The organism is Pseudarthrobacter sp. NPDC058119, assembly GCF_042884655.1.
Lineage (GTDB): Bacteria > Actinomycetota > Actinomycetes > Actinomycetales > Micrococcaceae > Arthrobacter.
The window spans coordinates 1-16,869 of the sequence record NZ_JBHVTN010000002.1 but is presented as its reverse complement, the minus strand read 5'-3'; the positions used below and the strand labels follow the sequence as shown (position 1 = coordinate 16,869).

Annotated in this window: 15 protein-coding genes and 2 rRNA genes; 6 read left to right on the top strand and 11 right to left on the bottom strand. The window is 67.3% G+C overall.

The window, feature by feature from the left end; translation table 11 throughout:
• The first annotated feature begins 172 nt into the window (after positions 1 to 172).
• The 6 genes from ACFVTD_RS05090 (at position 173) to ACFVTD_RS05065 (ending at position 6,774) form a co-directional block, all read left to right on the top strand.
• On the top strand, positions 173 to 1,918 hold the full coding sequence (locus ACFVTD_RS05090; protein WP_387559047.1) for an L-lactate permease: 1,746 nt from the start codon (positions 173 to 175) through the stop codon (positions 1,916 to 1,918).
• A gap of 82 nt (positions 1,919 to 2,000) precedes the next feature.
• Positions 2,001 to 2,753, top strand: a complete 753-nt coding sequence (locus tag ACFVTD_RS05085) for a FadR/GntR family transcriptional regulator (RefSeq protein WP_387559045.1) — start codon at positions 2,001 to 2,003, stop codon at positions 2,751 to 2,753.
• Positions 2,754 to 2,770: 17 nt separating this feature from the next.
• Positions 2,771 to 5,599, top strand: coding sequence for an FAD-binding and (Fe-S)-binding domain-containing protein (locus ACFVTD_RS05080; protein WP_387559042.1), 2,829 nt, complete (start codon positions 2,771 to 2,773; stop codon positions 5,597 to 5,599).
• 104 nt (positions 5,600 to 5,703) lie between these two features.
• Entirely contained in the window at positions 5,704 to 6,345 is a 642-nt protein-coding gene (locus ACFVTD_RS05075) for a hypothetical protein (RefSeq protein WP_387559039.1), read from the top strand.
• Entirely contained in the window at positions 6,338 to 6,499 is a 162-nt protein-coding gene (locus ACFVTD_RS05070; protein ID WP_387559036.1) for a hypothetical protein, read from the top strand. The genes ACFVTD_RS05075 and ACFVTD_RS05070 overlap by 8 nt, the downstream gene beginning before the upstream one ends.
• Before the next feature lie 47 nt (positions 6,500 to 6,546).
• On the top strand, positions 6,547 to 6,774 hold the full coding sequence (locus ACFVTD_RS05065) for a hypothetical protein (RefSeq protein WP_387559033.1): 228 nt from the start codon (positions 6,547 to 6,549) through the stop codon (positions 6,772 to 6,774).
• Here the strand turns inward: ACFVTD_RS05065 and ACFVTD_RS05060 are convergent.
• The 11 genes from ACFVTD_RS05060 to ACFVTD_RS05010 form a co-directional block, all read right to left on the bottom strand.
• Positions 6,771 to 7,043, bottom strand: a complete 273-nt coding sequence (locus ACFVTD_RS05060) for a hypothetical protein (RefSeq protein WP_387559030.1) — start codon at positions 7,041 to 7,043, stop codon at positions 6,771 to 6,773. The genes ACFVTD_RS05065 and ACFVTD_RS05060 overlap by 4 nt on opposite strands.
• 184 nt (positions 7,044 to 7,227) lie before the next feature.
• Positions 7,228 to 8,325 (bottom strand): DUF2891 family protein, encoded by a 1,098-nt coding sequence (locus ACFVTD_RS05055; protein ID WP_387559027.1) that lies wholly within the window; start codon positions 8,323 to 8,325, stop codon positions 7,228 to 7,230.
• A 35-nt stretch (positions 8,326 to 8,360) separates the two neighbouring features.
• Complete coding sequence (locus ACFVTD_RS05050) at positions 8,361 to 9,332, bottom strand: DUF979 domain-containing protein (RefSeq protein WP_387559024.1); 972 nt, start codon at positions 9,330 to 9,332, stop codon at positions 8,361 to 8,363.
• Positions 9,329 to 10,042, bottom strand: coding sequence for a DUF969 domain-containing protein (locus tag ACFVTD_RS05045; RefSeq protein ID WP_387559021.1), 714 nt, complete (start codon positions 10,040 to 10,042; stop codon positions 9,329 to 9,331). Before ACFVTD_RS05045 ends, ACFVTD_RS05050 begins: the two co-directional genes overlap by 4 nt.
• A 211-nt stretch (positions 10,043 to 10,253) precedes the next feature.
• Positions 10,254 to 10,931, bottom strand: coding sequence for a GntR family transcriptional regulator (locus tag ACFVTD_RS05040; RefSeq protein WP_387559018.1), 678 nt, complete (start codon positions 10,929 to 10,931; stop codon positions 10,254 to 10,256).
• 48 nt (positions 10,932 to 10,979) lie between these two features.
• Entirely contained in the window at positions 10,980 to 12,728 is a 1,749-nt protein-coding gene (locus ACFVTD_RS05035; protein ID WP_387559015.1) for an acetyl/propionyl/methylcrotonyl-CoA carboxylase subunit alpha, read from the bottom strand.
• A complete protein-coding gene (locus ACFVTD_RS05030; RefSeq protein WP_387559012.1) occupies positions 12,721 to 14,394 on the bottom strand; it encodes a 5-oxoprolinase/urea amidolyase family protein in 1,674 nt (557 codons plus the stop codon). Before ACFVTD_RS05030 ends, ACFVTD_RS05035 begins: the two co-directional genes overlap by 8 nt.
• A gap of 2 nt (positions 14,395 to 14,396) precedes the next feature.
• Positions 14,397 to 15,155 (bottom strand): LamB/YcsF family protein, encoded by a 759-nt coding sequence (locus ACFVTD_RS05025; protein WP_387559009.1) that lies wholly within the window; start codon positions 15,153 to 15,155, stop codon positions 14,397 to 14,399.
• 215 nt (positions 15,156 to 15,370) lie between these two features.
• Positions 15,371 to 16,222, bottom strand: coding sequence for a phosphotransferase (locus ACFVTD_RS05020; protein WP_387559006.1), 852 nt, complete (start codon positions 16,220 to 16,222; stop codon positions 15,371 to 15,373).
• A gap of 157 nt (positions 16,223 to 16,379) precedes the next feature.
• Positions 16,380 to 16,496, bottom strand: a 5S ribosomal RNA gene (gene rrf / locus ACFVTD_RS05015).
• A 170-nt stretch (positions 16,497 to 16,666) separates the two neighbouring features.
• Positions 16,667 to 16,869: ribosomal RNA gene (locus ACFVTD_RS05010) — 23S ribosomal RNA — on the bottom strand; the annotation flags it as partial.

Below are 16,869 nucleotides of genomic sequence, written 5' to 3'. Positions count from 1 at the left end.
GGTTGTTCGTATGGTCTGACCACAGTAGACCACGTGACGCCAGCCACTTACAACCCCGGATCAAATGGTGAAGCCGCTCACACCTGTTGGAAATTGTGGGCTACACTTCCGTGGTCGGACCATTGTGGTCTGACCAAACACAACCCCAACACCCTCAATGTGGAGGAACTCTGTGGACCACTTCACCCCCAGCACTGACCCGGTGCTGAACAGCGTCGCTTGGTCGGCCATCGTTGCCCTGCTGCCGCTGCTGACCTTCTTTCTCCTGCTCGCCGTCGCCAAAACCAAAGCCCACGTGGCCGGCGGGTTTGCCCTGCTGGTGGCCCTGGTGGTGGGCATCCTGGCGTTCAAGATGCCGGCCGGCCTGGCGCTCCTGTCCGCAACCCAGGGCGGCGTTTTCGGCGCCTTCCCCGTGCTGTGGATCGTGGTCATGGCCGTCTGGCTCTACCAGGTGACGGTGCTCAGCGGCCGCTTTGAGGACCTCCGCCGCGTCTTCGACGTCATCGGCGGCGGCGACGTCCGCCTGCAGGGTGTCCTGATCGCCTTCTGCTTCGGCGGGCTGCTCGAAGCCCTTGCCGGGTTCGGCGCTCCGGTGGCCATCACGGCCACCATGCTGCTGGCCCTCGGCCTTCCTCCGCTGCGGGCCGCCGCCGCCGTACTGGTGGCCAACACCGCGCCCGTCGCCTTCGGCGCCATGGCCATCCCGATCACCACCGCCGCCGGGCTGACTGGCCTGCACGCGACGGACATCGGCTCCATGGTGGGCCGCCAGGCGCCGCTGCTGGCAACCTTCGTCCCGCTGATCCTGCTCTTCATCCTGGACGGCCGCAAAGGCCTAAAGGACTGTTGGCCTGCCGCATTGGTCGTCGGCTTCTCCTTCGCTGCAGCCCAGTTCCTCTGCTCCAACTTCTTCTCGTACGAACTCACCGACATCATGGCCTCACTGGTCGGCCTGGGCGCGGCTGTCCTGTTCTTCCGGATGTGGAAGCCCCTGGGCACGGCGGCGGCTCGTGACCGGCTGGGCGTGGCCGCGGAGGCTGTTGCCGCGGGCGGCACGCCGCGAACCAACGGAACCCGCAGCGCCGGTACGGGCAACGTCGCCACTGTGGAGACTGCCGCCGGCGAACGCCTTACCCCCGGACGGACCTGGCTCGCACTGTTCCCCTACTTCCTGGTCATTGTGGTGTTCGGCATTGCCAAACTGTGGAAGCTCGGCGTCGACCTTCCCGCAGCCCTCGCGGCCACGGATATCAAGATCCCGTGGCCGATCCTCCACGACGCCTTGGTGGGTGCGGACGGCAAGCCGCTGTCCTCCACGGTCTACGTCTTCCAGTGGTTGTCCAGCCCCGGCACGCTCCTGCTGATCACGGGCCTGATTGTGGCGGCGGTCTACGCCCGCTTCGATGACCGCGGCCGCTTCCCCATGACGGTAGGCAACGCTGTGGCCGAGATCGGGCGGACCATCTTCAAGATGCGCTGGGCCGGCCTCACCATCATCACGGTGCTTGCCCTTGCCTACGTCATGAACAACTCGGGCCAGACGGTCTCGATCGGCGTGTGGCTGGCCGGCACCGGGAGCTTCTTCGCATTCCTCTCCCCCGTGCTCGGCTGGCTGGGCACGGCCGTTACCGGTTCGGACACCTCCGCGAACGCACTGTTTGCCAAGCTGCAACAGACCGCCGGTGTCAATGCCGGCATTGACCCGAACCTGCTGGTGGCCGGCAATACGGCGGGCGGGGTGGTGGGCAAGCTCATCAGCCCGCAGAACCTCGCCATCGCCGCCACCGCCGTCAACCTTGACGGCCAGGAGTCGGTCCTTCTGCGTAAGGTAGTCGGATGGAGCGTGGGGTTGCTTCTGGTGCTGTGCACCATCGTCTTCCTGCAGTCCACCCCCGTCCTGGGCTGGATGCTCCCCTAGCCAGTACCCGCGGCCATTAACCGCGCAAAACCGGAGTGCGGGTCCACCGCGGCCCGCACTCCCCCACCCCAGAGGATCGCCCGTGACAACCGCCGCAGCCGGAGCAGCCCCCCGCCGTCGAACCCACGACGCACTGCTGAAAGACATTGAAGCGGACCTGCGGGCCGGCAAGATCAAGGTCGGCGACCGGCTCCCGGGCGAACGGACGCTGGCGGAAAGCTACGGCATCTCCAGGGCGTCCGTGCGGGAGGCCATCCGTATCCTCGACGCCATGGGCGTGGTCCGCAGTTCGGTGGGCTCCGGCCCCACCTCCGGTGCCATCGTCGTTTCCGATCCGTCCGCCGGGCTCTCCTCCGCCCTCCGGCTGCACGTCGCCAGCAACCGCCTGCCGGTCGAGGACATCGTCCAAACCCGCATCCTCCTGGAAACCTGGACTGCCCGCGCCGGCGCGGAGCGCGAGGGCGGCGACGCGGAGCGCGGACAGGCGGCCCAGTTGCTTGAGGCCATGGACCACCCCGAGGTGGACCGGGCAGCCTTCCACGAGCTGGACGCCCGGTTCCACGTGGCTCTGAGTTCGCTTGCGGGCAACGAGGTGATGGCCACCGTCATGGAGTCCCTGAGCGGTTCAATCGTCGACTATGTCAAGGGATCCATGGACGCCATGGAGGACTGGCCGGACGTCCTGGAAGTCCTGCGCACCCAACACCACGGAATCTTCGATGCCGTGCAATCCCGCGACGGCGAGCTCGCCGCGCGCCTGCTGCGCGAGCACATCGAATGGTTCTACCAGCGGGCAGGCGACGCCACCGCGCCGCAGGCCCACACCACCACCTAAGTTTTTTGGAGTTACGCATGCGAACCGCAACGGCAGGAGCCGAATCCCCCATCGAGCAACTCGAGCTGGATACCGTCAGCACGCGGGACCTGGACCGCCATGCTATGGCACACGACGCCTCGCATTACCTCCTGGTCCCGCAGGGGGTAGCCACTCCCCGCGATGCCGCGGACGTCGGCGCCCTGCTGCGGCGCAGTCGGGAGCTCGGGCTTCCCGCCACCTTTCGCTCCGGCGGCACCAGCCTGTCGGGCCAGGCCCTGAGTGACAGCCTGCTGATCAACACCCGCCAGCATTTCCGCGGCGTTGAGGTGCTCGACGGCGGCGCGCGGGTCCGTGTCCAGCCGGGCGCCACGGTGCGCAGCGTCAATGCCCGGCTCGCCCCCTTTGGGCGGAAGCTCGGCCCGGATCCTGCCAGCGAAATCGCCTGCACCGTGGGCGGCGTCATCGCCAACAACTCCTCCGGGATGGCGTGCGGCACCGAGTTCAACACGTACCGGACGCTGGAATCAATGGTGCTGGTGCTGCCCTCGGGCACGGTCATCGACACCGCCGATGCCAACGCCGACCGGCGGTTGCGCGAACTGGAACCGGAACTCCACGAGGGGCTGCTGAGGCTGCGCCGCCGGGTGGTGGGCAACGACGAGTCCGTCCGCATCATCCGTTCACTGTTCTCCATGAAGAACACCATGGGCTACGGCGTGAACTCCTTCCTGGACTACGAACGCCCCGTGGACATCCTGACGCACCTCATGATCGGCAGCGAAGGAACCCTTGGCTTCGTGGCCGAGGCTGTTTTCCGCACCGTCGAGGTCAAACCCGCCGTCGCCACCGGGCTGCTGGTTTTCAACACCCTCGACGCGGCGATGGGAGCCCTGCCGGACCTGGTGTCCACCGGCCTCGCCACCATCGAACTCATGGACGCGGCAGCGTTGACGGTGGCCCAGGCTGCGGCCGACGCTCCCGCCGCCATCAGCACCCTGCCGGTCCAGGGGCATGCCGCGCTGCTGGTGGAACACCAGGGCTCGGACGCCGCCGAGCTGTCCGGCAAGCGTGCAGGCTCGCAGCAGCTCTTCGACTCACTGGACCTGGCCGCGCCCTTCGCACTGACCTCGGACCCGAAAGACCGGGCGGCGCTGTGGCACGTCCGCAAAGGCCTGTACACGGCCGTTGCCGGCGCCCGCCCATCGGGCACCAACGCGCTGCTGGAGGACATCGTTGTGCCGGTTCCCGCCCTCGCCAGCACCTGCGGCGAACTGACGAGGCTCTTCCACGAGCACCAGTACAAGGAATCGGTGATCTTCGGGCACGCCAAGGACGGAAACGTCCACTTCATGCTCAACGAGCGCTTCGACGACCCGGCCCAGCTGCTGCGCTACCAGGCCTTCACCGACGAAATGGTGGACCTGGTCCTCGGCGCGGGCGGTTCACTCAAGGCCGAGCACGGCACCGGCCGCATCATGGCCCCCTTCGTCCGCCGCCAGTACGGCGACGAGCTCTATGCAGTGATGCAGGAAATCAAGCGGCTGATCGACCCGCCTAACCTCCTGAACCCGGGCGTGCTGCTCGCCGATGAGCCTCTCTCCTACATCGAGAACCTGAAGGTGGCTCCCACCGTCGAGGAGGAAGTGGACCGCTGCGTCGAGTGCGGGTACTGCGAACCGGTGTGCCCCAGCAAGGACATCACGCTTACTCCGCGCCAACGCATTGTGCTTCGGCGGGACATCGCTGCCGCTGAGCAACGCGGCGACCACGCCCTCGCGGCCAACCTGCGCAAGGACTACGACTACGACGGCGTGCAGACCTGCGCGGCGGACGGCATGTGCGTCACCGCCTGCCCGGTGCTGATCAACACCGGGGACCTGGTGCGGCGGCTGCGCAAGGAAAACGCCAATGCGGTCGCCGCGGCTGGCTGGAACAAGGCCGCCGAAAACTGGGGCGCCGTGACCGCCGGCGGCGGGCTGGCCCTCACTGTAGCCAAGGCCCTGCCGGCGCCCCTGCCAAAGGCCGCCACCGCCGTCGGCCGCGCCCTGCTGGGGACGGAGACGGTGCCCGCCTACTCCGCCGTACTGCCCGGCGGTGGTTCCAGGCGCAGCGCACGGCCGGCCCCGGACAGCATCGCGGTGTTCTTCCCCGCCTGCATCGGCACCATGTTTGGCCCGGCGGATGCTGCAGGAGGCGCCGGGAAGGGCTCGGCCCAGGCCTTCCTGGACCTCTGCGAGCGCGCCGGTGTGCGGGTCAGCGTTCCGGAAGGCATTGAGAGCCTGTGCTGCGGCACGCCGTGGAAGTCCAAGGGCTTCTCACAGGGCTACGACGCCATGGCCGCCAAGGTCCTGGACCAGTTGTACGAGGCCAGCGGCCGGGGCGAGCTGCCCGTGGTGTGCGATGCCGCCTCCTGCACGGAGGGCCTGGATACCATGAAGCGCCTTGCGGCTACGGGCGAAGAGCGGTACGCCGGGCTGCGCTTTGTGGACTCGGTGGAGTTCGTACACCAGCACGTTCTGGGCAAGCTCACGGTCACCGCCCGGCTGAATTCCATCGCCCTGCACCCCACCTGCTCGTCCACCCAGCTGGGGACCAACCCTGCGCTTATGGAGATCGCGCGTGTTGTCACGGACGACGTGTTCGTGCCGCTGAACTGGGGTTGCTGCGCGTTCGCGGGTGACCGCGGCCTGCTCCACCCGGAACTGACGGACTCCGCAACCGACCGGCAGGCCCGTGAGATCAACGAGCGGGAATTCGACGCTTACGCCTCCACCAACCGCACCTGTGAACTGGGAATGTCCAAAGCGACCGGCCACTCCTACCGCCACCTGCTGGAAATCCTTGAGGAGGCCACCAGGCCCTGACGCGTACCGCTAGACTGGCCGGGCAAGGACGGATTGGGGGATCCAGGGCGGCGGCGCCGCCTGTTCCGCTGGTCGGTCGCAGCCAGCGGACCCAAGGACCACCGATGACTTTCTTCCAGGACTTTCCCGTCCCTCCCCTGCCGCCCCGGCCGCGGTCAACGAGGCACGTCCCGCCGGCATGGGTGGCTGCACCCGCTTACGAACTCCCTGCTGTTGTCCACCTGGGCCTGTTCGTGAGCCGGACGCCGGGAATGGTGGTGGCGGTCAAAAGCGCGGACGTATTCTCCACTGGCTGCCTGTTCAACCTGTCCTGGGTCTTCCGCCGGACCAATCAATCCGATCGAGACTGGGACGATCTGCAGCCGCTGTTCTTCCAGCCCGGCAGGGGCTTTCGCGGGCGCAGCGAACGGCAGACCGGGCTGATGTTCGGCATGGAATTCCCCGACGGTTCAAAGGCCAGCACCGGCAGCCAGATACCTTACGGATTGATGGAACCGGGGACCAACCCGGAACCTCCGGTCCTCGCCCTGAACGCCGGCGGTGGCGGCGGTGGCGATGAGGAGTTCTCCGGCAGCGGCACGCTCTGGCTGTGGCCACTGCCGCCCGCCGGTGACCTCCGGCTGGTTTGCCAGTGGACGGACTTCGGCCTGGAGGAAACGTCCCTCATGCTCGACGGCGGGACGTTGCGTCAGGCGGCGGCGTCTGTTCAGCCGTACTGGCCGGAGGAGGACCACGCTGATGGGTAACGTGACCGGACTTGTCCTGTATGTGCTCTTCGGGGCGGTCTTTTTCTACATCCTGTACGGGGTGATCCGCGCCGCGGTCCGTGACGGGATCCTCCAGGCTGATGAGCGGCGAAGGCGGCACGCCGCCGAACAGCCGGAGCGGCTCGGAGGGTAGTGCCAACGGCCCGCGCTCGAGGGCCGGAACCGGCGCATACTGGTCCTATGACCGTGGCTGGTGTCGATGTGTTGCTGCCCTGGCTGGTCCTCTTACCGTGCGTGGCCATCTGGGCCTACAGCCTGGTCGACTTCAGCCAAACAGACGAACGCGACATGCGGATCTTCAGCAGGGACGTCTGGCTGGTGCTTATCGTCCTCGGAAGCGTCGTGGGCGGACTTGCGTGGCTCGTGGCTGGACGCCCACGCCCACCCGGCCTCCGCCGTCGTACCTAAGCGCCGGTCTCCAGCGCTGACACGATGCTGCCGTAACCCTGCAGGAACATCCGCCGGCCCTGGCCCTCGTCAGTCCAGACCCAGATGATGGAGTAGTCGGAGGTCACGGCATCCACCACGCCGGTGCCGGCGAGGGTTCCTTCGGCGAAACGGACCCTGTCCCCCACAGCCAGCCGCGGATGCTTGGTGCGCTTCCTTCGAGGCCTGGGCGGGGCTGCGTTCCCTGCCATCGCAGGGTCTGACGTGCAGGTGCTGACGTGCTGGCGCATCGGCTTCCTTGGGCTCGCGGGCGGACGGTCAGCTCATTACGACCCTGCCCGCTGCTCCCAGGTCACGCCCTCCGGCGTGGTGCAGCAAGACTAGCGCGCGGCACTCCAGGATGCACAAACAGCCCCCTCGGAACGGAGTGTGACTGCTCCGTTCGGAGGGGGCCGTTGGGCACAGCGAAAAAACTTAGTCCAAAGCCGCCACAGATCCCAGGGCGTCCCACGCGAAGCTGGCCAGCCAGTGGGTGGACATGAAGTCGCCGCTCTGCAGCCCAAGGAGTCCGGCCTTCAGCAGCGGATCCAGCGACTCGCTTAGCACGGCAGCGGCGGAGGAAGCCTCGGCACTCCCGGACTCCCGAAGCGTGGCAACGATCCGGGCCACCTGCCCGGCCCGGGTCAGGTTCAGCCCGTGCAGGTGCACCAGGTAGCCGTCGGTTTCATCGGTGACACTTACCGGCTGCAGGATCTGCGACTCCACGGAAAGCCCCGGGAGGAACGCCGCAAACCAGGAAGCAAAGTCGTCAGCAGACAGCACACGGCGCATCAGGTCAGCCTCGCTGAGGCCGGCGGAAAGGAAGTCCTGGCCGCTGAGCTCCCAGTCGCCCGGCCAGCCGCGGTCGTTCCCGAACCAGCCACGCGCCGCTTCCTCGCACGCCTTGGCAGCATCAACGCGGCCCAGGGAGCGGAACGCGTCCAGCATGTAGCCCACGCCGAAGGCAGCGTTGGTGTGCAGGCCGTGCCGCACGGGATACTGGGCCTTCTGCATCCAGGCGGCACTGAGGTCCGCCACGGCATCCACCAGCGGTTCCAGCGCAGTGCCCCATTCCCGCAGCTGCGCATCGGAGGACGCGGAGCATGTCGCCGCCAGCCGCATCAGCCACGCCCAGCCGTACGGGCGTTCCCAGGACGGGTTGCCCAGCAGGTAGTCCCGCTCCACCGCCAGCTTGGCCGGCCTCAGGTTGGCGCCCACCGCTGCCCGAAGCGACGCCTCGGTGGGGCCATCCACCCAGGCCGCCGCGCCGCCGTCGGACGCTCCTTCCGGAGCAGCCCCGCCAAGGGGTGATCCGGGGGTGCCGCCCAGCAGGCTCACCCCCAACCAGTGCATGTGCACGCAGGAGTGCCAGTCGAAGGAGGTGTAGAACGCGGGGTGGATCTGCTCGGGGGTGGGCCGGTCCTCGGCGGACACCTGGGTGTGGTGCGCCGAGTGCGGGAAAGGCTCGGAGAGGTTGCCCAGCACCACGGCCGCGTAGTCCGGTGCCGCCTGTACGCGGAGATCGTTGTCCATCATGCTCCTTTGAAAGCCGGGTTGAGCGAAGGGGTTTAGTGGAAGGCGAGGAAGTACATCAGCGCGATGTTGACCGCCAGCAGCGGGATGGCCGTGCCCACCTGCGCCGTGATGACGCCGTACTTGTTCTTCATTTCCAGCAGCGCGGACGGCACCAGGTTGAAGTTGGCGGCCATCGGGGTGCAGAGCGTGCCGCAGAAACCGGCCAGCATGCCGATGGCGAAGACGATGGCGGGATCGCCGTGGAAGGTCTCCACCAGCACGGGCCAGCCGATCGCCGCGGTCATGATGGGGAAGGCTGCGAAGCCGTTGCCCATCAGCACGGTGAACAGGAACATGCCCACGCAGTAGACGATCACGCCCGCGATCAGCGAGCCCTTCGGCAACAGTCCGGAGGCGAGTGTTCCCACCGCGGTGCCCACCCCGGCCTTGGTGAAGAGGATGCCGAGCGTGGTGAGCATCTGCGGCAGCAGCGCGGCCCAGCCGATTGATTCGAGGATGCGGCGGCTTTCAAAAATGGGCGTTGCCGGGTTCTTCGGCTTCAGGATCAGGAGTGCGACGACGACGGCGGCCACAGCGCCGATGGCCAGGGCTACCAGCGTGGTGTTCTTGGGGTCCAGCAGCGGGGTGCCGCCGATGTTCAGCACGGGGGCTGCAAGGACCAGGATGACGGTGACCAGCGGCAGCGTCAGGGCCGGGATGAAGAGCTTGTTGCCGAAGCGCTTCGCGAAGGCCTCGCGTTCCGGGCCGGTGGAGGTGCGGTGCTTTCCGTGGCCCAGCAGCCCGGTGGATGCCAGGACCACCAGGACCAAAACCGCGATGCCCAGGATCCAGCCGGGTGCGGTGCCGGCCTGGACCCAGGTGCTGTAGAAGAAGCACAGGCCCAGCAGGCCCCAGAAGGCCGAGCTGCCCCAGCGGCGGGGGTGGTTGGTATCGGCGGCAATCAGCGATGCCCAGGCGACAAACAGCAGTCCGATCAGCCAGTAGACGGCTTCAACGTTGATCATTTGGCTTCTCCTGCGGTTTCCTTCTGGGCGGTGAGCTCAAATTCGCGGTATTCCTTGTCCAGCTGCTTGTCCAGGCGCAGGAGCCGGAAACCGTGGATGAGGAAGGCGGCGATGGCGGTGGGGATGGCCCAGAGGGCCAGCTGGAGCGGTTCCAGGTGCAGGTGGTAGGTGGTGTCCACGAACGTGGTGATCAGCAGGATGGAGCCTACGGCCACGAAGACGTCCTCGCCGAAGAACACGCCCACGTTGTCGGCACCGGCGGAGTGGCCCTTGATTTTCTCGCTGATCTTTTCCGGAACGTGCCCGTAGCGGCGCAGCGCTGCGCCTTCGGCCATGGGGAAAACCAGCGGGCGGACCGTTTGGGCGTGGCCGCCGATGCTGTTCAGGCCCACGGCCGCGGTGAGCTGGCGGACGGCAAGGTAGCCGATCAGGACGCGGCCCGCCGTCAGTTTGGCCAGCCGGCCGATGAGGACCTTGGCCTGCTCCTGCAGCCCGAAGTACTCGATGATGCCCACCACCGGCAGCACCGCCACGAAGATGGTGACCGAGCGGCTGCTGGCGAAGCCGGTGCCGAACGAGTCGAGGATCTGGGCGGGATTCATCCCGCCCAGCAGCGCGGTGACGATACCGGCGACGGTGACGACAATCAGGGGGTTCAGGCGGATGGCGAAGCCAACGATCACCAGCAGCACCCCGATGAGTACAAGCATGATTATCCCTTCCCAGGGGACCCGTGACGGGTCTGCGAAAAGTGGGGTCCGGCGCGTCCGTGCCCCGGTTGAATGGTTGGGCGGCGCCGAGGGGCGGGAGCCCCGGTTACGTCAGAGCTGCAGGGTTCTGTGAGCTGCAGAACAACGGTGTGATCCACAGCATACCGTTTTGTTCAACAATCCTGCAACCCCTCCCCGGGAAGGGTTTTGGTTATCGTTCGACGGCGGCGAGCAGCTGGGCTTCAGCGCGGTCCAGGTAGCTGGACAGGAAGTCCGCTGCCGCGGCCCGGTCCCCGGCCTGCAGGAGCTCCACGATCCTGGCGTTGTCCTGCACGTACGGCTCATGGAAGGCAGGGTTGGCGGCCATGGAGTGGAATACCAGGCGCATCTCGGCCAGGACCTGCTCCATGAGGCTGTTGAGCCGCTCGCTGCCTGCACGGTTCACCAGAGCGCGGTGGAAGTCCTGGTTGGCGCCGGCCATGCCGGGAATGTCCCCCTCCGCGGCGGCGGCCTGCGCGGTTTTCACGATTGCCGCAAGGGGCTCCAGCGGGGCCTCTCCGGCCCAGAGCACGGCTGCGGGTTCCAGGAAGCGGCGGACGCGGTAGATTTCGCGGATGTCATCCGCGGTGGGGTGGGCGACGAACACGCCGCGGTTGGGGATGCGGGTGACGATGTGCTCGGCGTGGAGGGCAGTGAACGCCTCCCGCAGGGTGTTGCGGGACACGCCCAGGGCCTCGCGGAGGGCTTCCTCCGCGAGCTTGGACCCTGGCTTGAGCTTGCCGGCCTCGATGCGGCTGCGCAGCTGCGCGGCCACCCAGAGGCCAGTTTCGGCGTGCTTTGTGGTCCTGGCCTGGGCCTGGAGATCGGCCAGCACCTCGTCAAACGTCATGGCACCACGATATCGGCCCCTGCCCGCGCCACTGCGCCGGCAACGCGACTACCCGATGATGGTGAGCACTTGGCCGGGCGCGACGGCGTCCCCCGCCGCGGCGAACTGCTCCCCGAGCGTGCCGGTGCGGTGGGCGGCGACGGCCGTTTCCATCTTCATGGCCTCGAGCACCAGCACCGTTTCACCCTCCTCGACGCTTGCCCCGGGCTCAGCCAGCCACTTCACCACGGTGCCGGCCATCGTTGCCAGCAGGTCGCCGTCGTTCTTTTCCGCCTCTTCCTCCGCGGGAACTGCTGCAGCGTCGGCACCTCGCCGGCCGCCGCCGTCCAGCAGGGAGTCCAGCAGTGCCTTGGGGAGGCCCAGTTCCATGCGCTTGCCATCCACCTCGATGCCGATTGTCCGGCGCGGCTCCTCGGGCGCGGCGGGGCTGAAGGCAGGGTCTGCCTCCAGCGCGGTGGTGAATTCGCTCTCGATCCAGGTGGTGTAGATGTCCAAACTGTCCGCATCCGTGAAGTCCGGCGCTTCCACCACGGCGCGGTGGAACGGCAGCACGGTGGCCAGGCCGCCGATGCGGAACTCGCGCAGGGCGCGGCGGGCACGGCGGAGGGCCTGCTGACGGTCTGCCCCGGTGACCACCAGCTTGGCGAGCAGGGAGTCGAACTGCCCCGGCACCATGGAACCTGCCCGGACACCGGTGTCCAAACGGATCCCGGGCCCGGTGGGGACCTCGAACTCCGTAATGGCGCCCGGGGAGGGCAGGAAGCCGCGGCCCGGGTCCTCGGCGTTGATCCGGAATTCGAACGCGTGGCCGCGCGGTTCCGGGTCCTCCAGGATGGGCAGCTTCTCCCCTGCCGCGATAGCCAGCTGGGCTGCCACCAGGTCCACGCCCGAGGTCTCCTCCGTGATGGGGTGCTCCACCTGCAGCCGCGTGTTCACCTCCAGGAAGCTCAGGAAGCCGCTGCCGTCCAGCAGGTACTCCACCGTACCGGCACCTACGTAGCCGGCTTCGCGGCAGATGGCCTTTGCCGAGGCATGGATTGCCGCCCGCTGGTCGGAGGTGAGGAAAGGCGCGGGAGCCTCCTCCACGAGTTTCTGGTGGCGGCGCTGCAGCGAACAGTCACGGGTGCCCACCACCACCACGTTGCCGTGCGTGTCGGCGATGACCTGCGCTTCCACGTGGCGGGGCCGGTCCAGGAACTTCTCCACGTAGCACTCGCTGCGGCCGAAGGCGGCCAGGGATTCCCGGACGGCGGAGTCGAAGCTTTCCTCGATGTCGGCCTGGTTCCGGACCACCTTCAGGCCGCGGCCGCCGCCGCCGAAGGCAGCCTTGATAGCCACGGGGAGGCCCACCTGCTCGGCGAAGGCCCGGACTTCCGCGGCGCTGGCCACCGGGCCGTCGCTGCCCGGGGCCAGCGGGGCGCCGGCGCGGACCGCCACTTCGCGGGCGCTGACCTTGTCGCCCAGGAGCCGGATGGTTTCCGGGGAAGGCCCGATCCAGGTCAGCCCGGCGTCGATGACCGCCTGGGCGAAGCCGGCGTTTTCGGACAGGAAGCCGTAGCCGGGGTGGACGGCATCGGCGCTGCTTTTCACCGCGATGGCGAGGATTTTTTCACTGTCCAGGTAGGTGTCCTGGGGCCTGGAGCCGGGCAGCGCATACGCCTCGGTGGCGGCGGAGACGTGCAGCGCATCGGCGTCGGGATCGGCGTAGACGGCCACGCTTTCCAGGCCTGCATCGTCGCAGGCCCGGGCGATCCGGACGGCAATTTCGCCGCGGTTGGCAATGAGGACTTTACGCATGGGGGCTTTCCTTTGGCGTTTCGGGCAGTTCTGCCGGGAGCGTGGCGGCTGCGAACCGCACGGTGGTGCCCGGGGGAAGTTGGGCGGCTTTGTCCAGGTCTGCGTGGACGACCACGGCAATCACCGGGTACCCGCCGGTCACCGGGTGGTCGGAGAGGAACAGGACGGGCTGGCCTTCCGGGGGTACCTGCACGGCGCCGCGGACGGTTCCTTCGCTCGCCAGTTCGCCGTCCCGGCAGCGGGTGAGGGGCTGGCCATTCAGTCTGAGTCCGATCCGGCTCGATTGTGGCGTGACGGTCCATTCCTGCTGGAGGAACTCCTGCAGGGTTTCGCCGCTGAACCAGTCCTGCCGGGGTCCGGGGACCACGCGCAGCACGGTGGCTTCGTTCCGGTCCGGAAGCGCTGAGACCTCCGGGTGGCCCACGATACTTCCGGGCCTGGGGGCCCGTACGGGCAGGATGGCGCCCGCCTGGAGCGGTTCGGGGCCGATGCCGGACATGGTGTCCGTGGATCGGCTGCCCAGGGCTTCGGCTCCGCCGAGTCCGCCGCGGACACCCACGTAGGAGCGCAGTCCTGCGGTGGGTGTGCCGACGGTCAGCCGCTCCCCTGCCAGGAGGGCAAAGGGGGCGTCGCACACCGGGTGGCGTACCGCCGTCGTCCGCTTTTCATCCCCATCCCGCGGCTCATCCGGCGGCGTGATCTCCAACGGAACGGCTGCACCGGTGACGGCCAGGACCTGGTCACTGAGGGCAACCAGTTCCAGTCCGCCGAAAAGGAGTTCGATTCCGGCGTCACCTTCGCCGTTGCCCACCAGGCGGTTGGCGCGGCGGAGTGCTCCGCGGTCCATCGCGCCGGCGCTGCTGACGCCGAGCGATGCGTAGCCGGGGCGGCCCAGGTCCTGGATGGTGGACTGGAGCCCGGGCTTGCGGACGGCGAGGCCTTCGGTGGCCTGCGCTTCTTTTGAGGCCGCGCCGGCACTGGACTGCTGGTGGTGGGTCACGGTCGCCTGGGCACGGACGGCGTTGAACCGGACAGTGTCCCCGGGCCGGACCAGCGCGGGACTTTCCCGGCCCAGGTCCCACATGGCTGCGTCCGTCCGGCCGATCAGTTGCCAGCCGCCAGGCGATTGCCGGGGGTAGACGGCGGAGTAGGCGCCGCCCAGCGCGACAGCTCCCGCGGGGACGGCGGTGCGCGGCGAGCGGCGGCGGGGCACCTCCAGGCTGGAATCCTGCCCGGTGAGGTAGGCGAAGCCCGGGGCAAAGCCGGCGAAAGCAGCCGTCCAGAGCTGGCCCGTGTGCGCTGCCACCACTCCCCCGCGGTCCAGGCCGGTGAGGGCTGCCACCTCGTCCAGGTCCTCGCCGTCGTACACCACGTCGATGGTGACCAGCGTGCTCTCTGTCTCCGCGGGTGCCTCGAGGTCCAGGCTGCGGACGTGCGCGGCCAGTGCCCTGGCGGTTTCCGGCGAATCCGCCGTGACCAGCACGGTTTCCGCGGCGGCAATGACGTCGATCTGGCCCGGCTGCGGATGCGCCGTGAGCTGTGCTTGGAGGCTGAGGACAGCGTCCAGGGACGGAAGCTCAATTAGGACGGCCCTGTCCCCGGCGGGGCGGATCCCGGTCAGGCCGGCGCGTGGGGGTGTTTGGGTCTCGTGCTGCTGCGCGGTCATGGCTAGGCGAAGCTCTGGATCTGGATACCTGCGTCCACCAGTGCGGCGCGGACGGCAGCGGCCATGGCCACGGAGCCGGGAGTGTCACCGTGCAGGCAGATGCTCTCGGCCTTGACGGGGACCAGGGATCCGTCGATGGCACGGACCACGCCGTCGGTGGCCAGGCGCAGGACGTGTTCGACGACGTCCGCCACTTCGTGCAGCACGGCGCCGGGTTCGCGGCGGGAGACCAGGGTGCCGTCGGGGTTGTAGGCCCGGTCGGCGAAGGCCTCGGCCACGGTCCGGAGGCCGGCCGCTTCGGCCTGGCGCTGGATTTCGGAGTTCGGGAGCACCATCAGGGGCAACGTCGGGTCCACGGCGAGGATGGCAGCGACCACTGCTCCGGCCTGCTTGGGGTGGTTCACGATGGTGTTGTAGAGGGCGCCATGGGGCTTGACGTAGCGGACAGCCGTTCCGGCGGCGAGGGCCACGGCCTGGACGGCGCCGATCTGGTAGACGATGTCAGCGGTCAGCTCTTCCGGGGTCATGTCCACGAAGCGGCGGCCGAATCCGGCCAGGTCCCGGTAGCCGGGGTGTGCGCCCACGGTGACGCCGGCCTTAACGGCGGCCTGGCAGGTGGCCAAGATGCCCACGGGGTCGCCCGCGTGGAATCCGCAGGCTACGTTGGCACTGGATACACTCTCGAAAATGGCGGCGTCATCGCCGAAGGACCAGTTCCCAAAGGACTCGCCGACGTCGCTGTTCAGGTCGATGCTGGGCATTGTGATCTCCGTCTCGGATTGGTGTCCTTCAAGAATGCACTAAAAATGCGGATTGTTCAACAATCTTGGGCACCTATTGACGCCCTTCCCCGCGATGCGCCATCATCTCCTGCCCCTTTTCCCCCAACGCGCCATCACAACCCGCAACTCTCCCGCCAACGCCCCATCACCGTCTGCAACTGTTCTGCTAACGCCCCTGCCGGGTATAGAGCGCCTCAGAATTTGCCCAGGGCATCGCGGAGCATCTGGTGGCCCTGTCTTTCGAACTCGAAATCGCCCACTTTGTAGGCCCACGCGGCCGTGGAAACGGCTTCGCGCAGCTGCATGATCTTCCAGAGCTGACTATTCCTGGGATCCGGGCCGTAGCCCGAGAAGAACGCCAACTCCAGCTGGGGATCTGTACGCCACTGCTGTACTGCCAGGCGACAGAAATCGCTGGCAGCCGGCCGGAAGTCAAACCTGCCAAAGTCGATGACCTTTACCTCGCTCCCGTCGACCAGCCAGTTGCGCGGCTGCCAGTCACCGTGGGAGGGGACAACATCGACCGGCTGCGGCTCATAGGTGCCCAGGATGGTCCGTGCTTCTTCTGCGGCCGAGGCATTGATGCGGTGGGGTTCTCCGAGCCACGCGAGGGCCCGGGCAGTGGCGGCCGGCTCATAGTCCGGGTCGCTGCGCACAGCCTGCTGGTGAAAGGCGCGAAGGAGGGCACCGGCTTGAACGTACGTCTCCGCGGCATATTCGGCGTCGGTACCTTCCACCAGGCAGCCTTCCAGATACTTATATACCAGGACGTTCGCAGGGCGGTCCGCGTACATGAGCGTTGGTGCACGGTTCTGCCGGGACAAGACTTGGACCCAGGATTCGTGGGCACTCATCTCACGCTGAATGTGATGGTTGGCAGGACCGCCGGCCTTGACGATGTATCTCCGGCGCCCGCTTACCACCTTGAGAACCGCAGTATCGATGAGGTCCCAGGAAAGATCACCCACCAGACGGACCCCGGGGAGCCAGGTTGCCACGAGCCCAGCCTGCCGCGTACTCAGGCGGTTGCCGTCCCAGGATGCCATTCCGGCAGACTACCCGGTCAGGGCCGCCCACATCCGGAAACGACCCGTGACGTTAATCCGGGGCGGTTCGCCGAGTCGTCTGTGGTGTCGGGTATGCCGGGTTTAAATGTGGGAGGCCCCGAACCGTGTGGTTCGGGGCCTCGACCAGTAATAGTTGTTCCGGCGGTGACCTACTCTCCCACACCCTCCCGGGTGCAGTACCATCGGCGCTGTGGGTCTTAGCTTCCGGGTTCGGAATGGGACCGGGCGTTTCCCCCACGCTATGACCGCCGTAACCCTTTCACCCGCTCCCCCGGGTGTCCGGGGGTGGGAAGATTTGTGGTTACAACATTGTGGTGTTGTTGTGTATTTTGTTGTGTTGGTTCCGTGCCGTGACCGCCCGTGTTGGGGGGTTGTTGGTTGGGAACCACATAGTGGACGCAAGCAGAATATGTATGTTTCTGTGTGGTGTAAGTTGTTGGCCTATTAGTACCGGTCAGCTTCACGAGTCGTTAGTCCTCGCTTCCACATCCGGCCTATCAACCCAGTGGTCTGGCTGGGGGCCTCTCACACATAAAGTGTATGGAAATCTCATCTTGAAGCGAGCTTCCCGCTTAGATGCTTTCAGCGGTTATCCCATCCGAACGTAGCTAATCAGCGGTGCACTT

Bases quoted from the DNA above. Each gene is read 5' to 3' on its own strand.
- ACFVTD_RS05055 (WP_387559027.1), bottom strand. From the start codon at position 8,325: ATGGACAACGATCTCCGCGTACAGGCGGCACCGGACTACGCGGCCGTG.
- ACFVTD_RS05080 (WP_387559042.1), top strand. From the start codon at position 2,771: ATGCGAACCGCAACGGCAGGAGCCGAATCCCCCATCGAGCAACTCGAG.
- ACFVTD_RS05030 (WP_387559012.1), bottom strand. From the start codon at position 14,394: ATGACCGCGCAGCAGCACGAGACCCAAACACCCCCACGCGCCGGCCTG.
- ACFVTD_RS05025 (WP_387559009.1), bottom strand. From the start codon at position 15,155: ATGCCCAGCATCGACCTGAACAGCGACGTCGGCGAGTCCTTTGGGAAC.
- ACFVTD_RS05020 (WP_387559006.1), bottom strand. From the start codon at position 16,222: ATGGCATCCTGGGACGGCAACCGCCTGAGTACGCGGCAGGCTGGGCTC.
- ACFVTD_RS05065 (WP_387559033.1), top strand. From the start codon at position 6,547: ATGACCGTGGCTGGTGTCGATGTGTTGCTGCCCTGGCTGGTCCTCTTA.
- ACFVTD_RS05060 (WP_387559030.1), bottom strand. From the start codon at position 7,043: ATGCGCCAGCACGTCAGCACCTGCACGTCAGACCCTGCGATGGCAGGG.
- ACFVTD_RS05070 (WP_387559036.1), top strand. From the start codon at position 6,338: ATGGGTAACGTGACCGGACTTGTCCTGTATGTGCTCTTCGGGGCGGTC.
- ACFVTD_RS05050 (WP_387559024.1), bottom strand. From the start codon at position 9,332: ATGATCAACGTTGAAGCCGTCTACTGGCTGATCGGACTGCTGTTTGTC.
- ACFVTD_RS05045 (WP_387559021.1), bottom strand. From the start codon at position 10,042: ATGCTTGTACTCATCGGGGTGCTGCTGGTGATCGTTGGCTTCGCCATC.
- ACFVTD_RS05035 (WP_387559015.1), bottom strand. From the start codon at position 12,728: ATGCGTAAAGTCCTCATTGCCAACCGCGGCGAAATTGCCGTCCGGATC.
- ACFVTD_RS05040 (WP_387559018.1), bottom strand. From the start codon at position 10,931: ATGACGTTTGACGAGGTGCTGGCCGATCTCCAGGCCCAGGCCAGGACC.
- ACFVTD_RS05075 (WP_387559039.1), top strand. From the start codon at position 5,704: ATGACTTTCTTCCAGGACTTTCCCGTCCCTCCCCTGCCGCCCCGGCCG.